This is a genomic window from Chryseobacterium indoltheticum (assembly GCF_003815915.1).
GTDB lineage: Bacteria > Bacteroidota > Bacteroidia > Flavobacteriales > Weeksellaceae > Chryseobacterium > Chryseobacterium indoltheticum.
Genome location: NZ_CP033929.1, coordinates 2,311,650 through 2,330,566, shown reverse-complemented (window position 1 = coordinate 2,330,566; position 18,917 = coordinate 2,311,650). Strand labels below are relative to the sequence as shown.

17 protein-coding genes and 1 pseudogene are annotated in these 18,917 nt (G+C 34.8%); 7 read left to right on the top strand and 11 right to left on the bottom strand.

The genetic code is table 11. From position 1 onward, the window contains the following. Nucleotides 1-29: 29 nt before the first annotated feature. The 8 genes from argH to EG358_RS10725 form a co-directional block, all read right to left on the bottom strand. Entirely contained in the window at nucleotides 30-1,334 is a 1,305-nt protein-coding gene (argH, locus tag EG358_RS10760; protein ID WP_076558888.1) for an argininosuccinate lyase, read from the bottom strand. Nucleotides 1,335-1,549: 215 nt separating this feature from the next. Next, nucleotides 1,550-2,680: a M20 family metallo-hydrolase gene (locus tag EG358_RS10755; RefSeq protein ID WP_076558890.1), complete on the bottom strand. Its 1,131-nt coding sequence runs from the start codon at nucleotides 2,678-2,680 to the stop codon at nucleotides 1,550-1,552. Continuing rightward, nucleotides 2,655-3,449, bottom strand: a complete 795-nt coding sequence (gene argB, locus EG358_RS10750; RefSeq protein WP_076558892.1) for an acetylglutamate kinase — start codon at nucleotides 3,447-3,449, stop codon at nucleotides 2,655-2,657. The genes EG358_RS10755 and argB overlap by 26 nt, the downstream gene beginning before the upstream one ends. 94 nt (nucleotides 3,450-3,543) lie before the next feature. Continuing rightward, nucleotides 3,544-4,503 carry an N-acetylornithine carbamoyltransferase gene (locus tag EG358_RS10745; RefSeq protein WP_076558894.1) on the bottom strand — a complete coding sequence of 320 codons (960 nt, stop codon included), beginning with the start codon at nucleotides 4,501-4,503 and terminating at the stop codon, nucleotides 3,544-3,546. A 171-nt stretch (nucleotides 4,504-4,674) separates the two neighbouring features. Further along, a complete protein-coding gene (locus EG358_RS10740; RefSeq protein WP_115596425.1) occupies nucleotides 4,675-5,814 on the bottom strand; it encodes an aspartate aminotransferase family protein in 1,140 nt (379 codons plus the stop codon). A gap of 319 nt (nucleotides 5,815-6,133) precedes the next feature. Next, nucleotides 6,134-7,120, bottom strand: coding sequence for an N-acetyl-gamma-glutamyl-phosphate reductase (gene argC / locus EG358_RS10735; RefSeq protein ID WP_076558898.1), 987 nt, complete (start codon nucleotides 7,118-7,120; stop codon nucleotides 6,134-6,136). Between the two features lie 227 nt (nucleotides 7,121-7,347). After that, on the bottom strand, nucleotides 7,348-8,535 hold the full coding sequence (gene argG / locus EG358_RS10730; RefSeq protein ID WP_076558900.1) for an argininosuccinate synthase: 1,188 nt from the start codon (nucleotides 8,533-8,535) through the stop codon (nucleotides 7,348-7,350). Further along, nucleotides 8,507-9,106, bottom strand: coding sequence for a GNAT family N-acetyltransferase (locus tag EG358_RS10725; RefSeq protein WP_076558902.1), 600 nt, complete (start codon nucleotides 9,104-9,106; stop codon nucleotides 8,507-8,509). Before EG358_RS10725 ends, argG begins: the two co-directional genes overlap by 29 nt. A 158-nt stretch (nucleotides 9,107-9,264) precedes the next feature. On the opposite strand from EG358_RS10725, the gene EG358_RS10720 reads away from it, so the two are divergent. The 6 genes and pseudogenes from EG358_RS10720 (at nucleotide 9,265) to nhaA (ending at nucleotide 16,669) form a co-directional block, all read left to right on the top strand. Next, nucleotides 9,265-9,681, top strand: a complete 417-nt coding sequence (locus EG358_RS10720) for an IS1/IS1595 family N-terminal zinc-binding domain-containing protein (RefSeq protein ID WP_076558904.1) — start codon at nucleotides 9,265-9,267, stop codon at nucleotides 9,679-9,681. Between the two features lie 225 nt (nucleotides 9,682-9,906). Beyond that, nucleotides 9,907-11,286 (top strand): porin, encoded by a 1,380-nt coding sequence (locus EG358_RS10715; protein ID WP_076558906.1) that lies wholly within the window; start codon nucleotides 9,907-9,909, stop codon nucleotides 11,284-11,286. Nucleotides 11,287-11,332: 46 nt separating this feature from the next. Next, a pseudogene (locus tag EG358_RS19950) lies at nucleotides 11,333-12,542 on the top strand (MFS transporter). Nucleotides 12,543-12,766: 224 nt separating this feature from the next. Next, complete coding sequence (locus tag EG358_RS10700; RefSeq protein WP_076558924.1) at nucleotides 12,767-13,132, top strand: hypothetical protein; 366 nt, start codon at nucleotides 12,767-12,769, stop codon at nucleotides 13,130-13,132. Nucleotides 13,133-13,252: 120 nt separating this feature from the next. After that, nucleotides 13,253-15,457: a RelA/SpoT family protein gene (locus tag EG358_RS10695; protein WP_076558926.1), complete on the top strand. Its 2,205-nt coding sequence runs from the start codon at nucleotides 13,253-13,255 to the stop codon at nucleotides 15,455-15,457. A gap of 9 nt (nucleotides 15,458-15,466) precedes the next feature. Then, the gene (gene nhaA, locus EG358_RS10690) at nucleotides 15,467-16,669 is read left to right on the top strand and encodes a Na+/H+ antiporter NhaA (protein ID WP_076558928.1); all 1,203 of its coding nucleotides are present in this window, start codon (nucleotides 15,467-15,469) and stop codon (nucleotides 16,667-16,669) included. Here the strand turns inward: nhaA and EG358_RS10685 are convergent. Both EG358_RS10685 and EG358_RS10680 read right to left on the bottom strand, forming a co-directional pair. Then, nucleotides 16,656-17,033 carry a hypothetical protein gene (locus EG358_RS10685; protein WP_123890090.1) on the bottom strand — a complete coding sequence of 126 codons (378 nt, stop codon included), beginning with the start codon at nucleotides 17,031-17,033 and terminating at the stop codon, nucleotides 16,656-16,658. The two genes, nhaA and EG358_RS10685, sit on opposite strands and share 14 nt — an antisense overlap. A 1-nt stretch (nucleotide 17,034) precedes the next feature. After that, nucleotides 17,035-18,048 (bottom strand): YihY/virulence factor BrkB family protein, encoded by a 1,014-nt coding sequence (locus EG358_RS10680; protein ID WP_083676999.1) that lies wholly within the window; start codon nucleotides 18,046-18,048, stop codon nucleotides 17,035-17,037. Between the two features lie 31 nt (nucleotides 18,049-18,079). Here EG358_RS10680 and EG358_RS10675 point away from each other — a divergent pair, with 31 nt between their 5' ends. Further along, the gene (locus EG358_RS10675) at nucleotides 18,080-18,553 is read left to right on the top strand and encodes a 23S rRNA (pseudouridine(1915)-N(3))-methyltransferase RlmH (protein ID WP_076558932.1); all 474 of its coding nucleotides are present in this window, start codon (nucleotides 18,080-18,082) and stop codon (nucleotides 18,551-18,553) included. Here the strand turns inward: EG358_RS10675 and EG358_RS10670 are convergent, their stop codons facing one another. Continuing rightward, complete coding sequence (locus tag EG358_RS10670; RefSeq protein ID WP_076558933.1) at nucleotides 18,554-18,880, bottom strand: hypothetical protein; 327 nt, start codon at nucleotides 18,878-18,880, stop codon at nucleotides 18,554-18,556. Between the last annotated feature and the right edge of the window lie 37 nt (nucleotides 18,881-18,917).

The window sequence follows — 18,917 nt, the reverse complement described above, 5'->3', positions numbered from 1 at the left end:
TTAATCACCTTAATGGTTTAAACTAATTTTCAACCCAATAGTTTATTTTTTAGTTTATTAAACTGATATTCTATTTTATCCAAACATAAATTCCCAATGCTTCCCTGATGAGTATGATTTAGATTTCCTATTTCAAAATCAAACTCATTATTTTCAATCTCCTGCCCTACTTTTACATAAGCATCACGGAATGAACTTCCGTTTTTCACTTCTTCATTGATTTTCTCTACACTGAAAAGATATTTATACTTTTCATCTTCCAGAATTCCGTCTTTCACCTGAATATTTGGTAAGGTATAGCTTAAAATTTCAAGACATTCTTTCAACGAATCAATTGCCGGGAAAAGAATTTCTTTTGTCAACTGCATATCTCTGTGATAGCCTGAAGGAAGATTATTCGTCAACAAAATAAACTCATTCGGCAGCGACTGGATTCTGTTGCAACGCGCACGAACCAATTCGAAAATATCGGGATTTTTCTTGTGTGGCATAATGCTGCTTCCTGTTGTAAACTCTTTCGGAAAGCTTATAAAATCGAAGTTTTGACTTAAATATAAACAAACATCATACGCAAATTTTCCAAGCGTTCCCGCCAAAGTTGCCATTGCCATCGATAACATTTTCTCTGATTTTCCACGCGTCATTTGAGCGTAAACTGAATTATAATTCATCGACTGAAAACCTAAATTATACGTTGTACTTTCACGATCAATCGGAAAAGATGAGCCATAACCCGCCGCAGATCCCAATGGATTTTTATTAATGATATTTTTAACCGAGAAAAGCATTTCAACATCATCCAACAATGCTTCTGCATACGCTCCAAACCATAATCCAAACGATGAAGGCATTGCGATTTGCAAATGCGTATATCCGGGAAGCAGAACGTTTTTATGTTGTTCCGCCAGTTTAATTAATATTTGAAAAAACTCATCCGTTAAAGACGTTATTTCACGGATTTCATCCACCAAATACAGTTTAATATCCACCAAGACCTGATCATTTCTTGATCTTGCCGTATGAATTTTCTTTCCTGTATCGCCTAATTTTTCAATTAAAATAGATTCAATCTGAGAATGAATATCTTCCGCACTTTTATCGATTTCAAAAGCTCCGTTTTCGATATCATTTAAAATTTCTTCCAAAACAGATAACATCTGCATTGATTCTTCATTGGAAATAATTCCAACTTCTGCTAACATTTTACAGTGCGCCATTGAACCTTTGACGTCGTATTTTGCCAAACGCTCATCAAAATCAAGATCTTTCCCGACTGTAAATTTATTGACTAATATATTGGTGGCATTGTCATCTTTTTGCCATATTTTTTTCATAAAATTCTTTTTTTATTTAAAATTTTCTTTTGTCTTGAAACAAAAGAACAAAAATTCAAGACTGGAAACTTCTGCTAAAAAATATTTTTATTCTCTAAAAATCCCAAAACTCGTGCGAATTGTATATTGGTTCTTCGATTCGATATTTGTCTCGCACTCAAACAGTGGGATTTTCTTAACGTTCATAAAACTATTTTTCTTAACGCTCCATTTTCCTAGGTCGATATTCTTAAACCTCCGTCACCATTATCCAAGCTTCCAGCATATAAAACTTTTTCAAGAATTTGGATATAAATATCAATTCCTTCTTCTATTTCCTTTATATAGATGTATTCGTCTGCGGTGTGGGAACGTGTACTGTCGCCCGGACCGAGTTTCACCGATGTACACGGAATAATTGCCTGATCGGATGAAGTTGGCGAACCGTAAGTTGTCCTCCCAATTTCCAAACCTGCCTGTACAAAAGGATGATCCATCTCTATTTTTGAGGAATTTAACCTGAAAGACCTCGCTGTCAAAGTTGATTTCATCTGCGATTGAATGATCTCAAATGCTTCTTTATTGGAATATTGATCCGTAACTCTTACATCCAGCGTAAATTGGCACGATTCCGGAACTACATTATGCTGAACTCCGGCATGAATTCCCGACAAGGTAATTTTAACTTCACCTAAATAATCCGAAACTTTTGTAAATGTAAAGCTTAAAATTTGCTGCAAATCTTCCATGCATTTCACAATCGAGTTATCGTCATTAGGATGGGCGGCGTGAGAAGGAGTGCCCTTCATTTCCCCGTCAATAACCAACAATCCTTTTTCAGCAATTGCCAGATTCATCTGCGTTGGTTCTCCAACAATGGCGAGCTCGATATTGGGTAGTTGGGGAAATAAAGCTTCAATTCCGTCAAAACCTGAAATCTCCTCCTCCGCTGTCAAAGCAATAATTACATTGTATTTTAAATCTTCTTTATCATAAAAATGCAAAAAAACCTGCGCCATCGAAACCAAAGAGGCTCCCGCATCATTACTTCCCAATCCAAATAACTTTCCATCTTTTTCAATTGCTAAAAACGGGTCTAAAGTATACGCTTTATTAGGTTTTACGGTATCGTGATGCGTATTCAGCAAAATTGAAGGCTTGAAAACATCAAAATTTTTGTTCACCGCCCAGATGTTATTTTTAAAGCGTTTTGTCGGAATATTGTTCTTTTTGAAAAAGTTTTCAATTTCCACAGACGTATTAAATTCATCTTTGCTGAATGACGGAATTTCAATCAGTTTTTTCAACAAATCCACTGCATTATTCAGTAACTCTTCTTTACTATAAACAGATTTCAGTTCCTGCATGATGGTTTTCTATATGGTTTTTCAGCTCGGTTTCTTTGATTAAGAATACCTTATTTACATTGTTTTTTATGGCTCCAAGAGCGTTTTCAAGTTTGGGAAGAATTCCTTTGTGAAGTTTTCCTTCATTTTTTAAAACAGAAAATTCTTGTTCAGAAATATTTTTTATAACAGATTCAGGATTTTCGACATCTTCCAGAACACCTGATTTATCAAAGCAATACAACAACTCAACATCATATTTTGAAGACAAAGCCTGAGCAATTACCGAAGCAATCGTGTCTGCATTGGTATTGAAAAGATTTCCTTTTTTGTCGTGAGTAATCGCTGAAAATACTGGGACAAGTTTAAGTTTAATTAATTTTGAGATTAATTTCTTGTTCACACTTTTCTCGGTAATATCACCCACAAATCCAAAATCAATTTCTGCGTGTTCTCTTTTTGTAGCTTTAATTAAATTGGCATCAGCTCCCGAAAAACCCATTGCTTTACATTTTTTCTGCTGAAGTTTTGCCACAATGTTTTTGTTGATTCCTCCTGCATAAACCATCGCCACAATATCCAACGTATCTTTATCCGTGATTCTTCGTCCGTTGATCATTTTTTGCTCAACACCTAATTTATCTGCTAAAGTTGTGGCTAATTTCCCTCCTCCATGAACAAGAATCTTTCTTTCCTTGATTTCGGAAAACTGCTTCAGAAATTCGTTCAATAATCCCTCATCATCGATTAATGCGCCGCCTATTTTTATGATGTATAATTTATCTTTCATTGCAAACCTTTTTTGAGAACCTTGTCAAGGTTTAAAACCTTGACAAGGTTTGCGAGTGAAAACCTCATAGGTTTTTGAAACCTATGAGGTTTGGTTATTTAGAATTCAATCCATCCAAAATTTCAGAGAAAACAGCTTGTGCAGAAAAAATTCGGTTTTTTGCCTGCTGATAAATGATAGAATTTTCACCGTCCATTACTTCATCACTTAATTCTACATTACGACGAACCGGAAGACAGTGCATCACTTTTCCTTGATTGGTATTAGCTATTTTTTCATTCGTCAACATCCAGCCTTCCTTCACTTCAGGCATTGCCGCATAATCATCAAAAGACGACCAATTTTTCACATAAACAAAATCCGCATCTTTCAACGCTTCATCCTGATTGTGAATTATTTTCACATCTTTCGTGAAGTTTTTATCCAAATCATAACCTTTAGGATTTGCGATTACCAACTCAACATCCATTTCCTGCATCCATTCTGCGAAAGAATTTCCAACTGCGTGAGCAATTGGTTTGATGTGGGGAGCCCAAGTCAAAACTACCTTCGGTTTACGCTCTTCTTTCCAGTTTTCTGTAATTGTGATGCAATCTGCCAAACTTTGCAAAGGGTGACGTGTAGCCGACTCCAATGAAATAATGGGAACTTTTGCATGTTGCTCGAACTGGCTTAAAATGCTTTCGTTAACATCATCTTCCTTGCTTTTCATTCCTGCAAAACAACGAACTGCAATGATGTCACAATATTGATTTAATACCTCAATAGCATCTTTGATATGTTCAACGGTATCGCCGTTCATTATGGCTCCATCCGCAAATTCTAAGTTCCATGCTTCCTGTGCTGCGTTTAATGTCAAAACATTTAATCCTAAATTTTGTGCCGCAATCTGGCTGCTTAAACGGGTTCTCAAACTTGAGTTTAAAAATACAAGTCCGATTGTTTTTCCTTTTCCTTTCTCGGTTTCCGAAAGAGGATTCTCTTTAATTTGTAAAGCTTTTTTTATGATTTCCTGTAAGTTTTTAACATCACTTACAGAGGTGAATTTTTTCATTTTTCTGAGTATTTTAGCACAAAAGTTTTTTAACACATAAGTCACATTAGATTTAAGTTTAAAACTTAGAAAATAGTAGAACACATGAGTTGAAAATCAAAGATTTTCAAAATCTTACGTGAACTTCTTTAACTTTAAATTAAAGTGTTTAAAATTTTTGTGGTTAATTAATTAGAGATTTTCTAAAACAGTTTTCAAAGCACCGATGAATAGAGCGGTTTCTTCTTTTTTAATGTTAAGCGCCGGAAGAATCCTCAACACAGCCTTCTCATTAGAGTTTCCTGTGAAAATATGATGATCGTACAGCAGACTGTTCCTCACTTCCGAGCAATCCCTATCGAGTTCGATTCCAATCATCAAGCCTTTCCTTCGGATGGTTTTAATATGTGGAAAATCTTTAATTTCATTTTCAATATATTCGCCCATTTCCTGAGCATTTTCGATGAGACTCTCATCTTTCATCACATCCAAAACCGCAATTGCAGCGACACAAGCTAAGTGATTCCCTCCAAAAGTTGTTCCCAGCAAACCGTTGCTTGCCTGAAATTTCGGGTGAATCAAAACACCGCCAATCGGGAATCCATTGCCCATTCCTTTTGCTGTCGTGATAATGTCTGCTTCAATTCCAAATTCTTGGTGTGCAAAGAAATATCCGCTTCTTCCGTAACCTGACTGAACTTCATCCAAAATTAAAACAGCATTATATTTTTCGCACAGTTCTTTGATTTTAGTTAAAAATTCAACCGTTGGAATCATAATTCCGCCAACTCCCTGAATTCCTTCTATAATTACTGACGAAATTTCATTTCCTTGTTTTTCAAAAACATCTTCAAGCTTTTCGATATTATTCCATTCAGATTTGATGAATCTTTCGTCATAATTTACCGGGGCTAAAATTTTTGGATTATCGGTCACAGAAACTGCTGCCGAAGTTCTTCCATGAAACGAACCTGAGAAATACAAAACTTTACTTTTTCCATTGTGAAAAGAAGCCAGTTTTAAAGCATTTTCATTCGCTTCAGCTCCTGAATTACACAAGAACAGATTGTAATCTTCCAAACCTGAAAGTTTTCCTAATTTGTCAGCCAGTTCAGTCTGCAATTCGTTCTGAACCGAGTTTGAATAGAAAGATATTTTATCTAACTGGTTTTTTAATTGAGTTTGATAATGCAGATGGTTGTGCCCGATAGAAATTACCGCATGACCCCCGTAAAAATCGAGATATTTTTCTCCCTTATCGTCCCAAAGAAATGATCCTTGGGCTTTTACCGGATTTATGTTAAATAATGGATATACGTTGAATAAATTCATTTTTTAGTTGATTGTTGTTGGTTGATAGTTGCTGGTTTTTAAATAGCTATATCTTTATTTTTTTATTAATTTCTTTTGTCTTGAAACAAAAGAAACAAAAGTTCAAGACTGGAAACTTTCGCTAAAAAATATTTTTGCTCTCTAAAAATTCTAAAACTTGCGCGAATTTGATATTTGTTCTTCGATTCGACTTTGTCTCGCGCTTCGAACAGTAGAATTTTCTTAACGTTCACAAAATTATTTTTCTTAACGCTCCATTTTCCTAGGTCGGTTTTACTTTGAGTTTAAAAATTCACAATTGACTTATTGACGATTCACATTAAAACGCAATTGGCTTCAAATTCAAACCTGAATTTTCTTCCCAACCCATTGCAATATTCATGTTTTGAACTGCCTGTCCGGAAGCTCCTTTCAACAAATTGTCAATCGCTGAGTGAATAACCGCAACATTTCCACTCTTTTCTATATGAATCACACAGCGATTGGTGTTGACAACCTGTTTTAAATCAATTACTTTCTCGCTTACCTTAACAAAAGGTTCATCTGCATAAAAATCCTGATACAATTGATTGATATCTGAAAGCTCTAAATCTGTTTTCACCGTGGAACTCGTAAAAATTCCTCTCGCAAAATCCCCTCTCCATGGAACAAAATTTAGACTGATTTCATTCGTATTAAAAGAAATTAACTGCTGTAAAATCTCATCCACATGCTGATGTGTCAAAGTTTTATAAGCCGAAATATTATCATTTCTCCAAGTGAAATGCGTAGTCGGCTGTAAAGACTGGCCCGCACCTGTTGAACCTGTAATTCCCGTTGTGTAAACCTGATTCAACAGTCCTTTTTGAGCCAATGGAAGCAAAGCCAGTTGAATTGCCGTTGCAAAACATCCCGGATTCGCAATACTTTTTGCTCCCAAAAGTTGTTTTTTGTTGATTTCAGGCAAACCGTAGATAAAATTTCTGTTTCCGAAATTACCATCTAAACGAAAATCATTTCCTAAATCAATCACTAACGTTTCATCTTTTACATTATTTTGAGTCAACCAATTCTGACTTTTTTTGTGAGGAAGACATAAAAATAAAATATCTACATCTTCAGGCTTATGCGTTAAAACCATTTCACAAACCGTCGTTAAATCCGGGTACAAATCTGAAATCTTTGTCCCCGAATTTGAACGACTATATAAAAAACTCAAAGTCACATTGGGATGAAAAGCCAACAGACGAACCAATTCGCTTCCTGTGTAACCGTTGGCTCCGATGATTCCTGCTGTTTTTATTTCTTTTTGATTAATCTCAATCATTTTTATATTTGTTTTTGATTGGAGTTTATTTTTACAAATATTCTCCTTTGATAGGATTCCATCCTACCCTGATTTAGGTCGTCCCTTTGGGACTCTTTTATTGCAGCGAATTGCACGCAGCCCGACTTGAGCGGAAAATCCTTTTGTGAGGAGGAACGACGAACAAAAGATTGGGAGCGCTTCGACAAACTCAGGATAAACTACAGGCGGATAAAGCTGCCCAAGTCTTATTTATTTATCTGATGATATATATTTAGTGAATTGCTTACGATTTTCGTGTAGCCCTTCACATCTTCACCTGTCCAAGCTCTGTTTGCTTCACCGTAGCTTCCGAATTTATCGGACATTAGATCATGCTTAGACTCAATTCCGTTTAATATAAATCTGTATGGATGAAGGGTTAGAAATACTTTTCCGCTTACTGTTTTTTGAGAATCAATTAAGAAAGACTCAATATTTCTCATCACAGGATCTAAGAAAAGCGCTTCGTGAAGCCAGTTTCCATACCAATTAGACAATTGAGATTTCATCATCTGCTGATATTTTGAAAGCGTATGTTTTTCCAATAAATGATGCGCTTTGATGATTACAGACGCTGCTGCCGCTTCAAAACCTACTCTTCCTTTGATTCCGACAATCGTATCTCCAACGTGGATGTCACGACCAATTCCGTAAGCTGAAGCTAATTCTTCAATTTTTTGAATGGCATAAACCGAATGTTCAAAATTTTCACCGTTTACCGCTACAATTTCACCATTTTTAAACTCAATTTCCAATTCTGAAGGCTGAGTTTCTTTAATTTGAGAAGGAAAAGCGTCTTCCGGCAAATAATTTCTTGAAGTCAACGTTTCTTTTCCGCCGACTGAAGTTCCCCAAAGTCCTTTATTCACAGAATATTGTGCTTTTTGGAATTCCATTTCATAACCATGGTTTTTCAAAAACTCAATTTCTTCTTCACGAGATAAAGATAGATCACGAATTGGCGTAATAATTTCTACATTCGGACACATTACCTGAAAAATCAAGTCAAAACGAACTTGGTCATTTCCAGCACCTGTACTTCCATGAGCGATTGCATCAGCTCCGATTTCAATGGCATATTTTGCAATTTCCTGCGCCTGAATTGTACGTTCGGCACTTACAGAAAGAGGATATGTATTGTTTTTCAACACATTACCAAAGATCAAATACTTTACACAAGAATTGTAATAATCTTCCTGAGCATCAACGCACCTGTATTCTTTTACCCCAAGATTTAAGGCTTTTTTCTCCAGTTCTTTTTCCTCTTCTTTAGAAAAACCTCCGGTATTTACAGTGACCGCATATACTTCATATCCAAGTGTTTCACTCAAATATTTAGCGCAGTAAGAGGTATCTAAACCTCCGCTAAACGCTAAGATTACTTTCTTGCTCATTTTGATATTGATTTTCGGGTTGATTATTTACAACCTCATTTACTTTATTATTATCAGGAACGAAAAGCATTGCTGTACAAAGACAGTTTTTACGTTCCTTTTTCATTAAAATTTCATAATTCACACAATTCTTACAACCGCTCCAAAATTCTTCATCTTGAGTTAATTCAGAATAAATTACTGGTTTGTACCCTAAATCGCTGTTTATTTTCATCACAGCAAGACCGGTTGTCAAGCCAAATATTTTCGCATTGGGAAATTTCTCTCTTGACAAAGCAAACACTCTATCTTTGATTAAGGTTGCAATCCCTCCATGCCTGAATTTTGGAGAAACAATTAATCCTGAGTTAGCCACAAACTGACCATGCGACCAAGTCTCTATATAACAGAAACCCACCCACTCTCCGTTTTCAGTGGCTACAACAGCATTGCCTTCTGAAATCTTTTCACTTAAATATTCTATAGAACGTTTTGCAATACCCGTCCCTCTTCGCTGTGCAGAATCATACATTTCCTGCTGTATTTCACTCACATACACTAGATGCATGGACGAGGAAACTTCTATTTCCATTTATTTATCTGAATTTTTTGGCAAATTTAAAACATAATAACTTTAGAAACCAAGTAAAAAAGATAATTTTATTGTTTAATTAATATTCACAGGTAAAATTATCTTTAATCAATTTTAAACATTTGCTAACTTGTTATATATTTGCTAAAATACTATATATGGAAACTCAATGTCCGAAATGTAAAAGTGATAAAGTCGTAAAAAGTGGAATCATTAATGAAAAGCAAAGATTTCACTGCAAGCATTGCAATTACTATTTCACTGTTAAAAAATTAGGTAAAAAAATTGATGATTATTATGTCACAAAAGCTCTTCAGCTTTACCTTGAAGGATTGAGTTTCCGTGAAATAGAGCGTATTATAGGAGTTTCCCATGTTACGATAAGTTCATGGATAAAGAAATATAATATTACACGACCACCTCACTCAGATTTTCATCCGGTTTATAAAATTTTGAAACAAAATGAATTGATTGAATACATTTCGAAAGAAGAAAACATCAAAGATTCCGGTTTAATTATTACGCAGTTTGCAGATAAGTATATGCTGATTAAATGGGAACGGTTTAAGAAATAATTTTTTAGAGTTATAAGTTATTAATTATAAATTATGAGTTTTTAAAAAAATCAATTTAATGATTATCAATAATTTAGTCCAAAAAAAAGAAGAGTTTTAAACTCATAATTCATCATTTATAACTTATAACTATATACTAAGCATAAATATATATTAAATTTTTATAACTAAATTATTAATTACAATTTGGCTTTCACAAAATAACAGCCAAAAAATTAATAATTTATGAAGAAAATATTAAGTTTTATTGGATTAGCTTTAATTAGCAGTTCTATATACGCTCAAGGTTCTCCTGATTATGGAAATGGTTTAAAAATAAATTTAAATCCTGAAGGAGATAAATATGTTAGATTTATTTTATGGGATCAGTTCTGGATCAGGAATACAGACATGAATCCCGGAAGTATGGTTGGAAATGAACCTACTGATAATACCTGGAACTTAGGAAACCGAAGAGCTCGTATTTTGGCTTACGCACAAGTTACCAAGCGTTATATGATTTTAGCGCACTTCGGAATGAATAATCAGACATTCATTAATGGCGGTGCAACCGGAACAACCGGAACGGGAGGCTACGGAAACGGTAAAAAACCTCAACTTTTCTTTCACGATGCCTGGAATGAATACGCTGTAATTATGCCGGGTGAAGCAGGAAAATTCAGCTTAACTTTAGGAGGTGGACTTCATTATTACATGGGACTTTCCCGTATGACAATGGCTTCAACATTAAACTTCCTTACCGTCGACTCACCTATTTTCAGTTGGCCTTTAATTGATAATTCAGACCAGTTTGCAAGACAAATGGGAGTTTTCGCAAAAGGTAAATATGGAAAATTTGAATACCGAATGAGTTTAAACAAGCCATTCGCAACAGATTTAACTCCTCCAAATACTTTAATTCCCGGTAATGAAGTCGCAGTTGACAATAATGGAAACCCAAATTGGTCTAAAGCCGGTTATTTTGAATATCAATTCTTAGATACAGAATCCAATCTTCTTCCGTTCAAAGTAGGTTCTTATTTAGGAACTAAAAAAGTTTTCAATGTTGGTGCAGGTTTTTATCATCAAGCCGAAGGAACAAGAACCTCAGTCAATTCAAACATTGAAAAACACGACATCACCCTACTTTCCGTAGATGCTTTCGCCGATATTCCATTGGGTGAAGCAAAAAATAAAATGGCCGTTTCGGCTTACGCAGGATATTTCAACTATAATTTCGGACCCAATTACGTGAGAAATTTAGGAACAATGAATATCGCAGCGAATGATCCTAATTTTGTCGGACAAAGAGCTTTGGCTGGTCCCGGAAACCTTCAACCAATGATTGGAACCGGAAATGTAGTTTATGCTCAAGCAGGTTTATTATTACCTAATCAGACAGAAAAACCGAAAGTTAGAATTCAGCCTTTTGCAGCCTATACTTACAAAAATTTTGAAGCGTTTGATAAACCTTCTTCACAATTTGATGTAGGAGCCAACTGGTTTTTAGACGGTCATCATGCAAAAATTACAACGCAATATTCAACGAGACCTGTTTACACAAGTCCGACAGAGAACCCGAAATCTAAAGGAGAGTTTATCTTACAACTTCAGATTTATCTATAAAAATTAATTTCCATTATAATTATTTAAACAAAAAAAATCTAGTGATATGAGCGAACAACACCACGATGCTTACGAGAATATGACAGATAAGCAGAAAAACCGCACCATCTGGAGCGTCATCACTGCATCGTCTCTCGGAACTTTGATAGAATGGTATGATTTCTATATTTTCGGAAGTTTAGCTGTCGTTTTGGCAACCAAATTCTTCCCGGCAGATAATCCTACCGCAGCATTTTTATCTACATTGGCAACTTTTGCAGCAGGATTTGTAGTAAGACCTTTCGGAGCTTTATTTTTCGGAAGATTGGGAGATATTATCGGAAGAAAGTACACTTTTCTCGTTACTTTATTAATCATGGGATTCTCTACATTTCTGATTGGATGTATTCCAGGATATGAAACCATAGGATATCTGGCACCGGTTTTAGTTCTAATTTTAAGACTTTTACAAGGTTTAGCTTTAGGTGGAGAATACGGCGGAGCAGCAACCTATGTTGCAGAATATTCACAGCCACACAGAAGAGGCTATTGGACTTCTTGGATTCAAACCACCGCAACTGCAGGACTTTTCATTTCTTTAATCGTTATTTTAATTACAAAAAAAACCAACTTATGCAACACTTCCATTACCGGGAATTCAACCTGTTTTGATGGATGATAAACGCAATGAGATTACGGGAAATCAGGTGACAGGAAATCTTTGCATCCGTTTTCCGTGGCCGGGAATTGCAAGAACAATCTGGGGTGATCATCAAAGATACAAAGAGACCTATTTCTCAGCTTTTCCTGGAAAATATTTCACTGGTGACGGCGCTTTGAGGGATGAAGTAGGATATTACAGAATTACGGGTCGTGTAGATGATGTGGTGATTGTTTCCGGACATAATTTAGGGACTGCACCGATTGAAGACAGCATCAACGAGCATCCAGCGGTGGCAGAATCTGCGATTGTTGGTTTCCCACACGACATCAAAGGAAGCGCTTTGTATGGTTTTGTGATTTTAAAAGATTCAGGATCAGACAGAAAGCAGGAAAATCTGGTCAAAGAAATCAATCAATTAATTTCTGATCAAATCGGTCCGATTGCAAAACTGGATAAAATTCAGTTTGTTTCAGGGCTTCCAAAAACACGTTCTGGTAAAATTATGCGTAGAATTTTAAGAAAAATTGCAGAAGGAGATTTCAGTAATTTCGGAGATACTTCTACTCTACTAAATCCTGAAATTGTTGAAGAGATTAAAAATGAAAGAATTTAGATTAAAAATTTTATAAACGTATTAAACTCTGTATTTACTACAGAGTTTTTTGCTGTATAATAATGAAATAAACCTGAAACAACAACCATCATTAAAATAGATAATTTATTAATTTATATTAAAATATTATAGATAAAATAAAAAATAGTAAATTTCATTATATTTTTACCAATAATACCGAAAATATTGCTATCTTTAGATAACCAATACTAAACAATATTACTATGTCAAGCATCTTAGCAGGATTATTTGGGACACAGAGCGATTACAAAAAACTCGAGCTAGAAGTTGAGAATTTAGGATTCTTAGATTCTGAGTACATTGTGTACCTTAGTGATGATCATCATAACTCCCAATACTTGGCGAGTGTCGAAATAAAAAATAAAGATCTAACCGACAAAGTGAGGCAAATCTTTAATGAAAATCACGCACATAAAATCTATTTATTTGAAAATATGAGCATTGATCAGGCATCATATATTCATCTTAAAAGATTGATTGATGCACGAAGCAAGGCAGAAATTCACAGCAGTCCCGATGTAAGAATAAAAGTACAGCATGACGGAATGAATTCTGAAGTGAAAGCTTAAAATTTAAACTAAAAACTTATAACCCAATCCGTGGAATTTATTTCTGCGGATTTTTGGTTTTATACATTGACTAATCATAATATTTTTCGTATTTTCGTCTAAATAAAGCCTTTTACACAGATGAGTTACGACTTGGAACAAGAAAATAAAGAAATCTCAGCGAGGTATAAAGACCTGATTTCTAACACATACAGAACTTTGGATGAAGAGAATAACAAACTCATCCGAAAGGCTTTTGATATTGCTCTTGATGCACACAAAGACCAAAGAAGAAAATCTGGTGAGCCCTACATTTATCATCCTATTGCTGTTGCCAAAATTGTTGCTACAGAAATTGGTTTAGGGGCCTCATCAATTGCCTGTGCGCTTTTACATGACGTTATCGAAGATTCCGAATACACTTATGAAGATCTGAAGAAGATTTTCGGCGAAAGAATTGCGGGAGTCGTTAACGGGCTGACGAAGATTTCGATCATGAATCATCAGAATATTTCTGTACAGTCTGAAAACTACAGAAAATTACTCTTGACCCTTTCTGAAGATTTCCGTGTAATCCTTATTAAAATTGCAGACCGGCTACACAATATGCGAACGCTGGAAAGCATGGCGCCTGATAAGCAGAAAAAAATTGCTTCAGAAACGGTCTATATCTATGCCCCAATGGCTCACAGATTGGGATTATACAACATTAAATCTGAACTTGAAGATTTGTCGTTAAAGTATAATAATCCTGATATTTTCAATGAAATTACCGAAAAATTGGAGTTGGCAAAAGAAAGCCGAATTCGCTATATTGATGAGTTTACAAAGGAAGTTTCTGAGAGATTAAAGGATGAAGGTCTAAATGTAAGTATAAAAGGCCGCGCAAAAGCCATTTCTTCTATTTACAGGAAAATGCTTAAACAGGGTGTTTCTTTTGAAGAAGTTTTCGACAATTATGCCATCAGAATTATTTATAAATCGGATGCTAAGAATGAAAAATTCCTTGCCTGGAAAATATATTCTATCGTAACAGATGTCTATCACAGTAATCCCTCCAGAATGCGTGACTGGATTACTCAGCCAAGATCTACAGGCTATGAAAGTTTACATTTAACCGTACTTGGACCCGATAAAAAGTGGATTGAAGTACAGATCCGTTCCGAAAGAATGGATGATATTGCCGAAAAAGGTGTTGCTGCCCATTACAAATACAAAGAAGGTTACAAACAAAGCAATGATGACAGAAATTTTGAAAAGTGGGTTACCGAAATACGTGATGTACTCGAACAGCAGCAGAATCTTACAACTTCTGAGCTTTTAGATAACATTAAACTTAATTTATATTCTAAAGAAGTCTTTGTATTTACTCCAAAAGGTGAAATTAAAATTCTTCCGACCAATGCTACCGCTTTAGATTTTGCCTTTTCGGTACATTCGGATTTGGGAATGAAATGTTTAGGCGCAAAAATAAATGGAAAGTTGGTTCCTATTTCGTATGTTCTTCAAAACGGTGATCAGGTAGATATTCTTTCATCTCAAAATCAAAAACCGAAGTTTGACTGGCTGGAATTTGTAGTAACATCAAAAGCTAAGTCGAAAATTAAGAGTTTCCTTAATTCTGAGAAAAACTCATTCGTAGAAGAAGGAAAAGAAATTTTGCAGAGAAAACTTCGTCATGCAAAAATTAATTTTAATGATGAGGAAATCAACAAGCTTCAGAAGTTTTTCAACCTAAAGACTTCTCAGGAACTGTTCTTAAAATTCCAAACCAATGAATTGGATGCGAGCAGCTTAAGAAAATATATTGAAAGTAAAAACGTTTTCAATAATTTGCTTTCAAGGTTTAAAAGAAGCTCAAATAAAAACCAGCATTACGAAGAGCCGAAAGAAATCAATCTCGATATGATCGTTTTCGGGAAAGATGAAGAAAAACTGAATTACAGCTACGCTAAGTGCTGTACAGTAATTCCGGGAGATAAAATCTTCGGTTTCATTACGATCTCAGACGGAATAAAAGTTCACAGTGACAATTGCCCGAATGCGATAAATCTCCGTGCACAGTACGACTACAGAGTAATTCCTGCAAAATGGGTAAATGAAGAAAGCTTCAAAAACCGTATTAAAATTGAGATTGAAGGTCTCGACAGAATGGGGATGATCAACGATATTACCACTGTAATAAGCGGTGCAATGGGAATGGATATGAAAAGTATGTCTATTGAATCTAATAATGGTATTTTTACAGGAAATATCAATTTAGAAGTAAAACATAAAGGTCAACTTGAAGAAACATTTAAAAAATTAAAAGCAATCGACGGTATCTCAAGAATTAGACGTATTTAAAAATAGAAAATGAAGCTGAACCAATACTTTAACAAATTTTTTCAAAGCAATCAATCATCAGGAGTTTTACTGATATTCTGTGTGTTTTTTGCATTAATCATCGCAAACTCATCATTAGGAACCGGGTTTCAACAGATTTTAGATTATCAGTTAGGTTTTGAAAATGTAGATCTGAAATATCCATTAAGTATCTGGATTAATGATGGCTTGATGGCTGTTTTTTTTCTTTTGGTAGGATTAGAAATTAAAAGAGAGCTTGTAGAAGGCGAGCTTTCATCTTTTAAAAACGCCTCACTTCCTATTTTTGCTGCAGTTGGCGGAATGGTAGTTCCTGCGGTTATTTACAGCATCTTCAATTCCGGGACAGAGTATAGCAACGGATGGGGAATTCCGATGGCAACGGATATTGCTTTTTCTTTGGCAATTATTTCGATGTTAGGGAAAAAAGTTCCGGCTTCGCTAAAGATTTTTCTTACAGCATTAGCGATTGTTGATGATTTGGGTGCTATTTTGGTGATTGCCATCTTTTATACAGAACAAATACATTGGATCTACCTTTTATTATCTGTAGGCATTGTTGCCGTTTTATTTGTCTTAAATTTTCTAAAGATTACAAAACTGATTTTCTATATTATTCCCGGCATATTTTTATGGTATTTCCTGCATCATTCGGGAATTCATGCTACGATTGCAGGTGTTTTACTTGCTTTAAGTATCCCGACTAATGTCTCTAAAATAAAAATATCACCTTTGGAGAAACTCGAGCATACCCTGCACTTTCCGGTAAGCTTTATCATCATGCCTATTTTTGCGTTGACCAATACTAATATTACGTTTAACAGCGGTATGGTTGACGGGTTATTCAACAGTTTAGGATTAGGAATAATTGGTGGACTTGTTTTAGGAAAATTAATAGGAATTAATCTTTTTTCACTGATTGCAGTAAAGCTAAAAATCAGCGCACTTCCGCAGCGTTCGTCATGGAGCCAAATGCTCGGCGTCGGTCTTTTAGCAGGAATTGGATTCACGATGTCGATATTTATCGCCTTGCTATCATTTAAACATGAAGTAGATTTCCAGGATGAAGCCAAATTTGCTATTTTGATTGCTTCGTTTATTGCAGCAATTTCCGGATATGTGATCTTAAATTTAAGTTCAAAGAAAAGAAGAAAAAGAAAGCCAAGAAGTACAAGAAGAATTAGTTCTTTTTAACGGTCCAATTTCCTTTTAGATTACCCATTTCCCAGGTTCCCAACTGCGAATTGAGATTACCGATCAGCATAAAACCCGACGGTGCTCTGTTGGTGGTATTGAAAGATGCATTTATAAAGCCAGTAATATAAGTTTCGCTTGAGGTAAGGGTAATTCTTGTTATTTCAATAGTTCCTTTTTCACTTACATTAATAATTAAATCTCCGCTCGCATTTCCTGTGTACGTTCCGGTATACTTGCCCTGATAAGGTGAGAAAGTATTTTGCTCCTGTTTATTTTCATAAATCTGATCAACTATATCTGTACACGACTGTAAAGTTACAAGAGATACAATCATCAATACTTTTGCAATATTTTTCTTCATTCTAGTTTTCTTTTTTATCATTATAAGGTCTTTTGTGTTCGTCATCACTTTTAAGATTGGGCTCAGAATTTTCAGAATGATAATTTTTTGTTTCTCTTTTGATCTCGTCTGAAAGCAACTTTTCTATTCTTAATTTTCTTAATGCCATATTCAGCTCATTCCCGAAAAGAAGTAAATAAACATTTACATTCACCCAAACCATCAATAATATCATACTTCCGATGGAACCGTAAAGTACGTTGTACCGGGCAATATTCTTCACATAAAGAGCAAAGAAATACGTTGTCACAACAAACAGAACAGTGGTAAGAATTGCACCGGGAACCGCCTGTCTGAATCTGATAATCTTTACCGTTCCCAACCAATAAAACATAGCCAGAAGTATAAAGTAAAATATAGGAAATGACACAAAACCGATGATCTTTGATAAGTTTCTCTCAAGCCAGGAGACGTCATAAGACGGCGTAAAGAGTTTGAGTACAACTTCCACATAATACACGCCAAAAAGTGATAAAAAGATAATACTTACAAAGCCTATTGTGATAAAAAAAGAAAGAATAAATTCTTTTACATCCGTCAGTTTTTCTTCTGAATTTTCATTAAACCCGTTAATCAAAGAAAAAGTACCGTTCGTCGCAAAAACAAGCGCAATAAGAATTGTTAAATTACTGATTCCTTTCATATTGGGAATAATGCTGTCTTCAATATAACCTCGTACATCACCCTCAATATTGGATGGAAAAATATTATGCATCAAAACTTCAAAAATGTAGAACTGAAGCTTATCATAATGCGGCATATACGGGATTACCGAAAGCAAGAAAAGTAAAAAAGGAAATAAACTTAACGTAAAACTCCATGAAATACTGGCCGCTTTTCGCCCAATATTACCTTTGAAAATTCCCGATATATAGATCTGAAACATCTGCCAAAGCGATATTCCGAGTACAGGAAGATGGATGTCGTCTAGAAACTCTTGAAATCTTACGATAAATTTAGGAATTTTTATAGCCATAAAGTATATTTGTGCTCAGCAAATATAAGAAATGCGAATCAGTTTAGTTTGTATTGGGAAAACAGATGACAAAGAAATTACATCTTTGATCAGTTATTACCTTACCCGGCTCCCAAAACATTGGAATTTTGAGATTATAGAAATCCCGGATGTGAAAAATGCCAAAAATCTTTCTTCCGATCTTCTCAAAAAAGAAGAATCCAAATTATTTTTAAATCAAATTGATAAAAATGATCTTGTTATTCTTCTGGATGAAAAGGGAAAACAGTTCACAAGCCGTGAATTTTCACAGAAAATAGATTCGTGGATGAATTCTTCTGTGAAAAAAGTTCATATCCTGATTGGCGGAGCCTATGGTTTTTCTGACGAAATCTACAGCAGAGCCAACGAAAAAATGTCATTATCTAAAATGACATTTACACACCAGATGATCCGGCTTTTTATTGTAGAACAGCTTTACAGAGCTGATCAGATTTTACAGGGAAAACCTTATCACAACGATTAACTATTTTGTAGTAACTGAAATAATTTCTTTGATCCCTTTTTGTCTGAATTTTTTCTTTACAGAATCATCTAAAAGTACTTTTACGCCTTTTACATGTTCTCCTTTAAGTTCTTTGAGGTCCTCAAGTGAACTTTCATTTTTATTAATAAGAATCAAAGTAGAAGCTTTTAATTCAGGAGAAGCTTCATGTCTTTTAACTGTATTTCCTAATAATGAATTGGTATTGATGGCAAGTTCGTTTTTAGTTTCCTGAGCAAAAGCAGTATTTGAAATTGCTAAAGTCATTACAAAAGCTGTTGATAAAACAAGTCTGGAAAGTGTTTTCATAATTTAAATAAATCTTTGTTAAGTGATATTTTCCAAA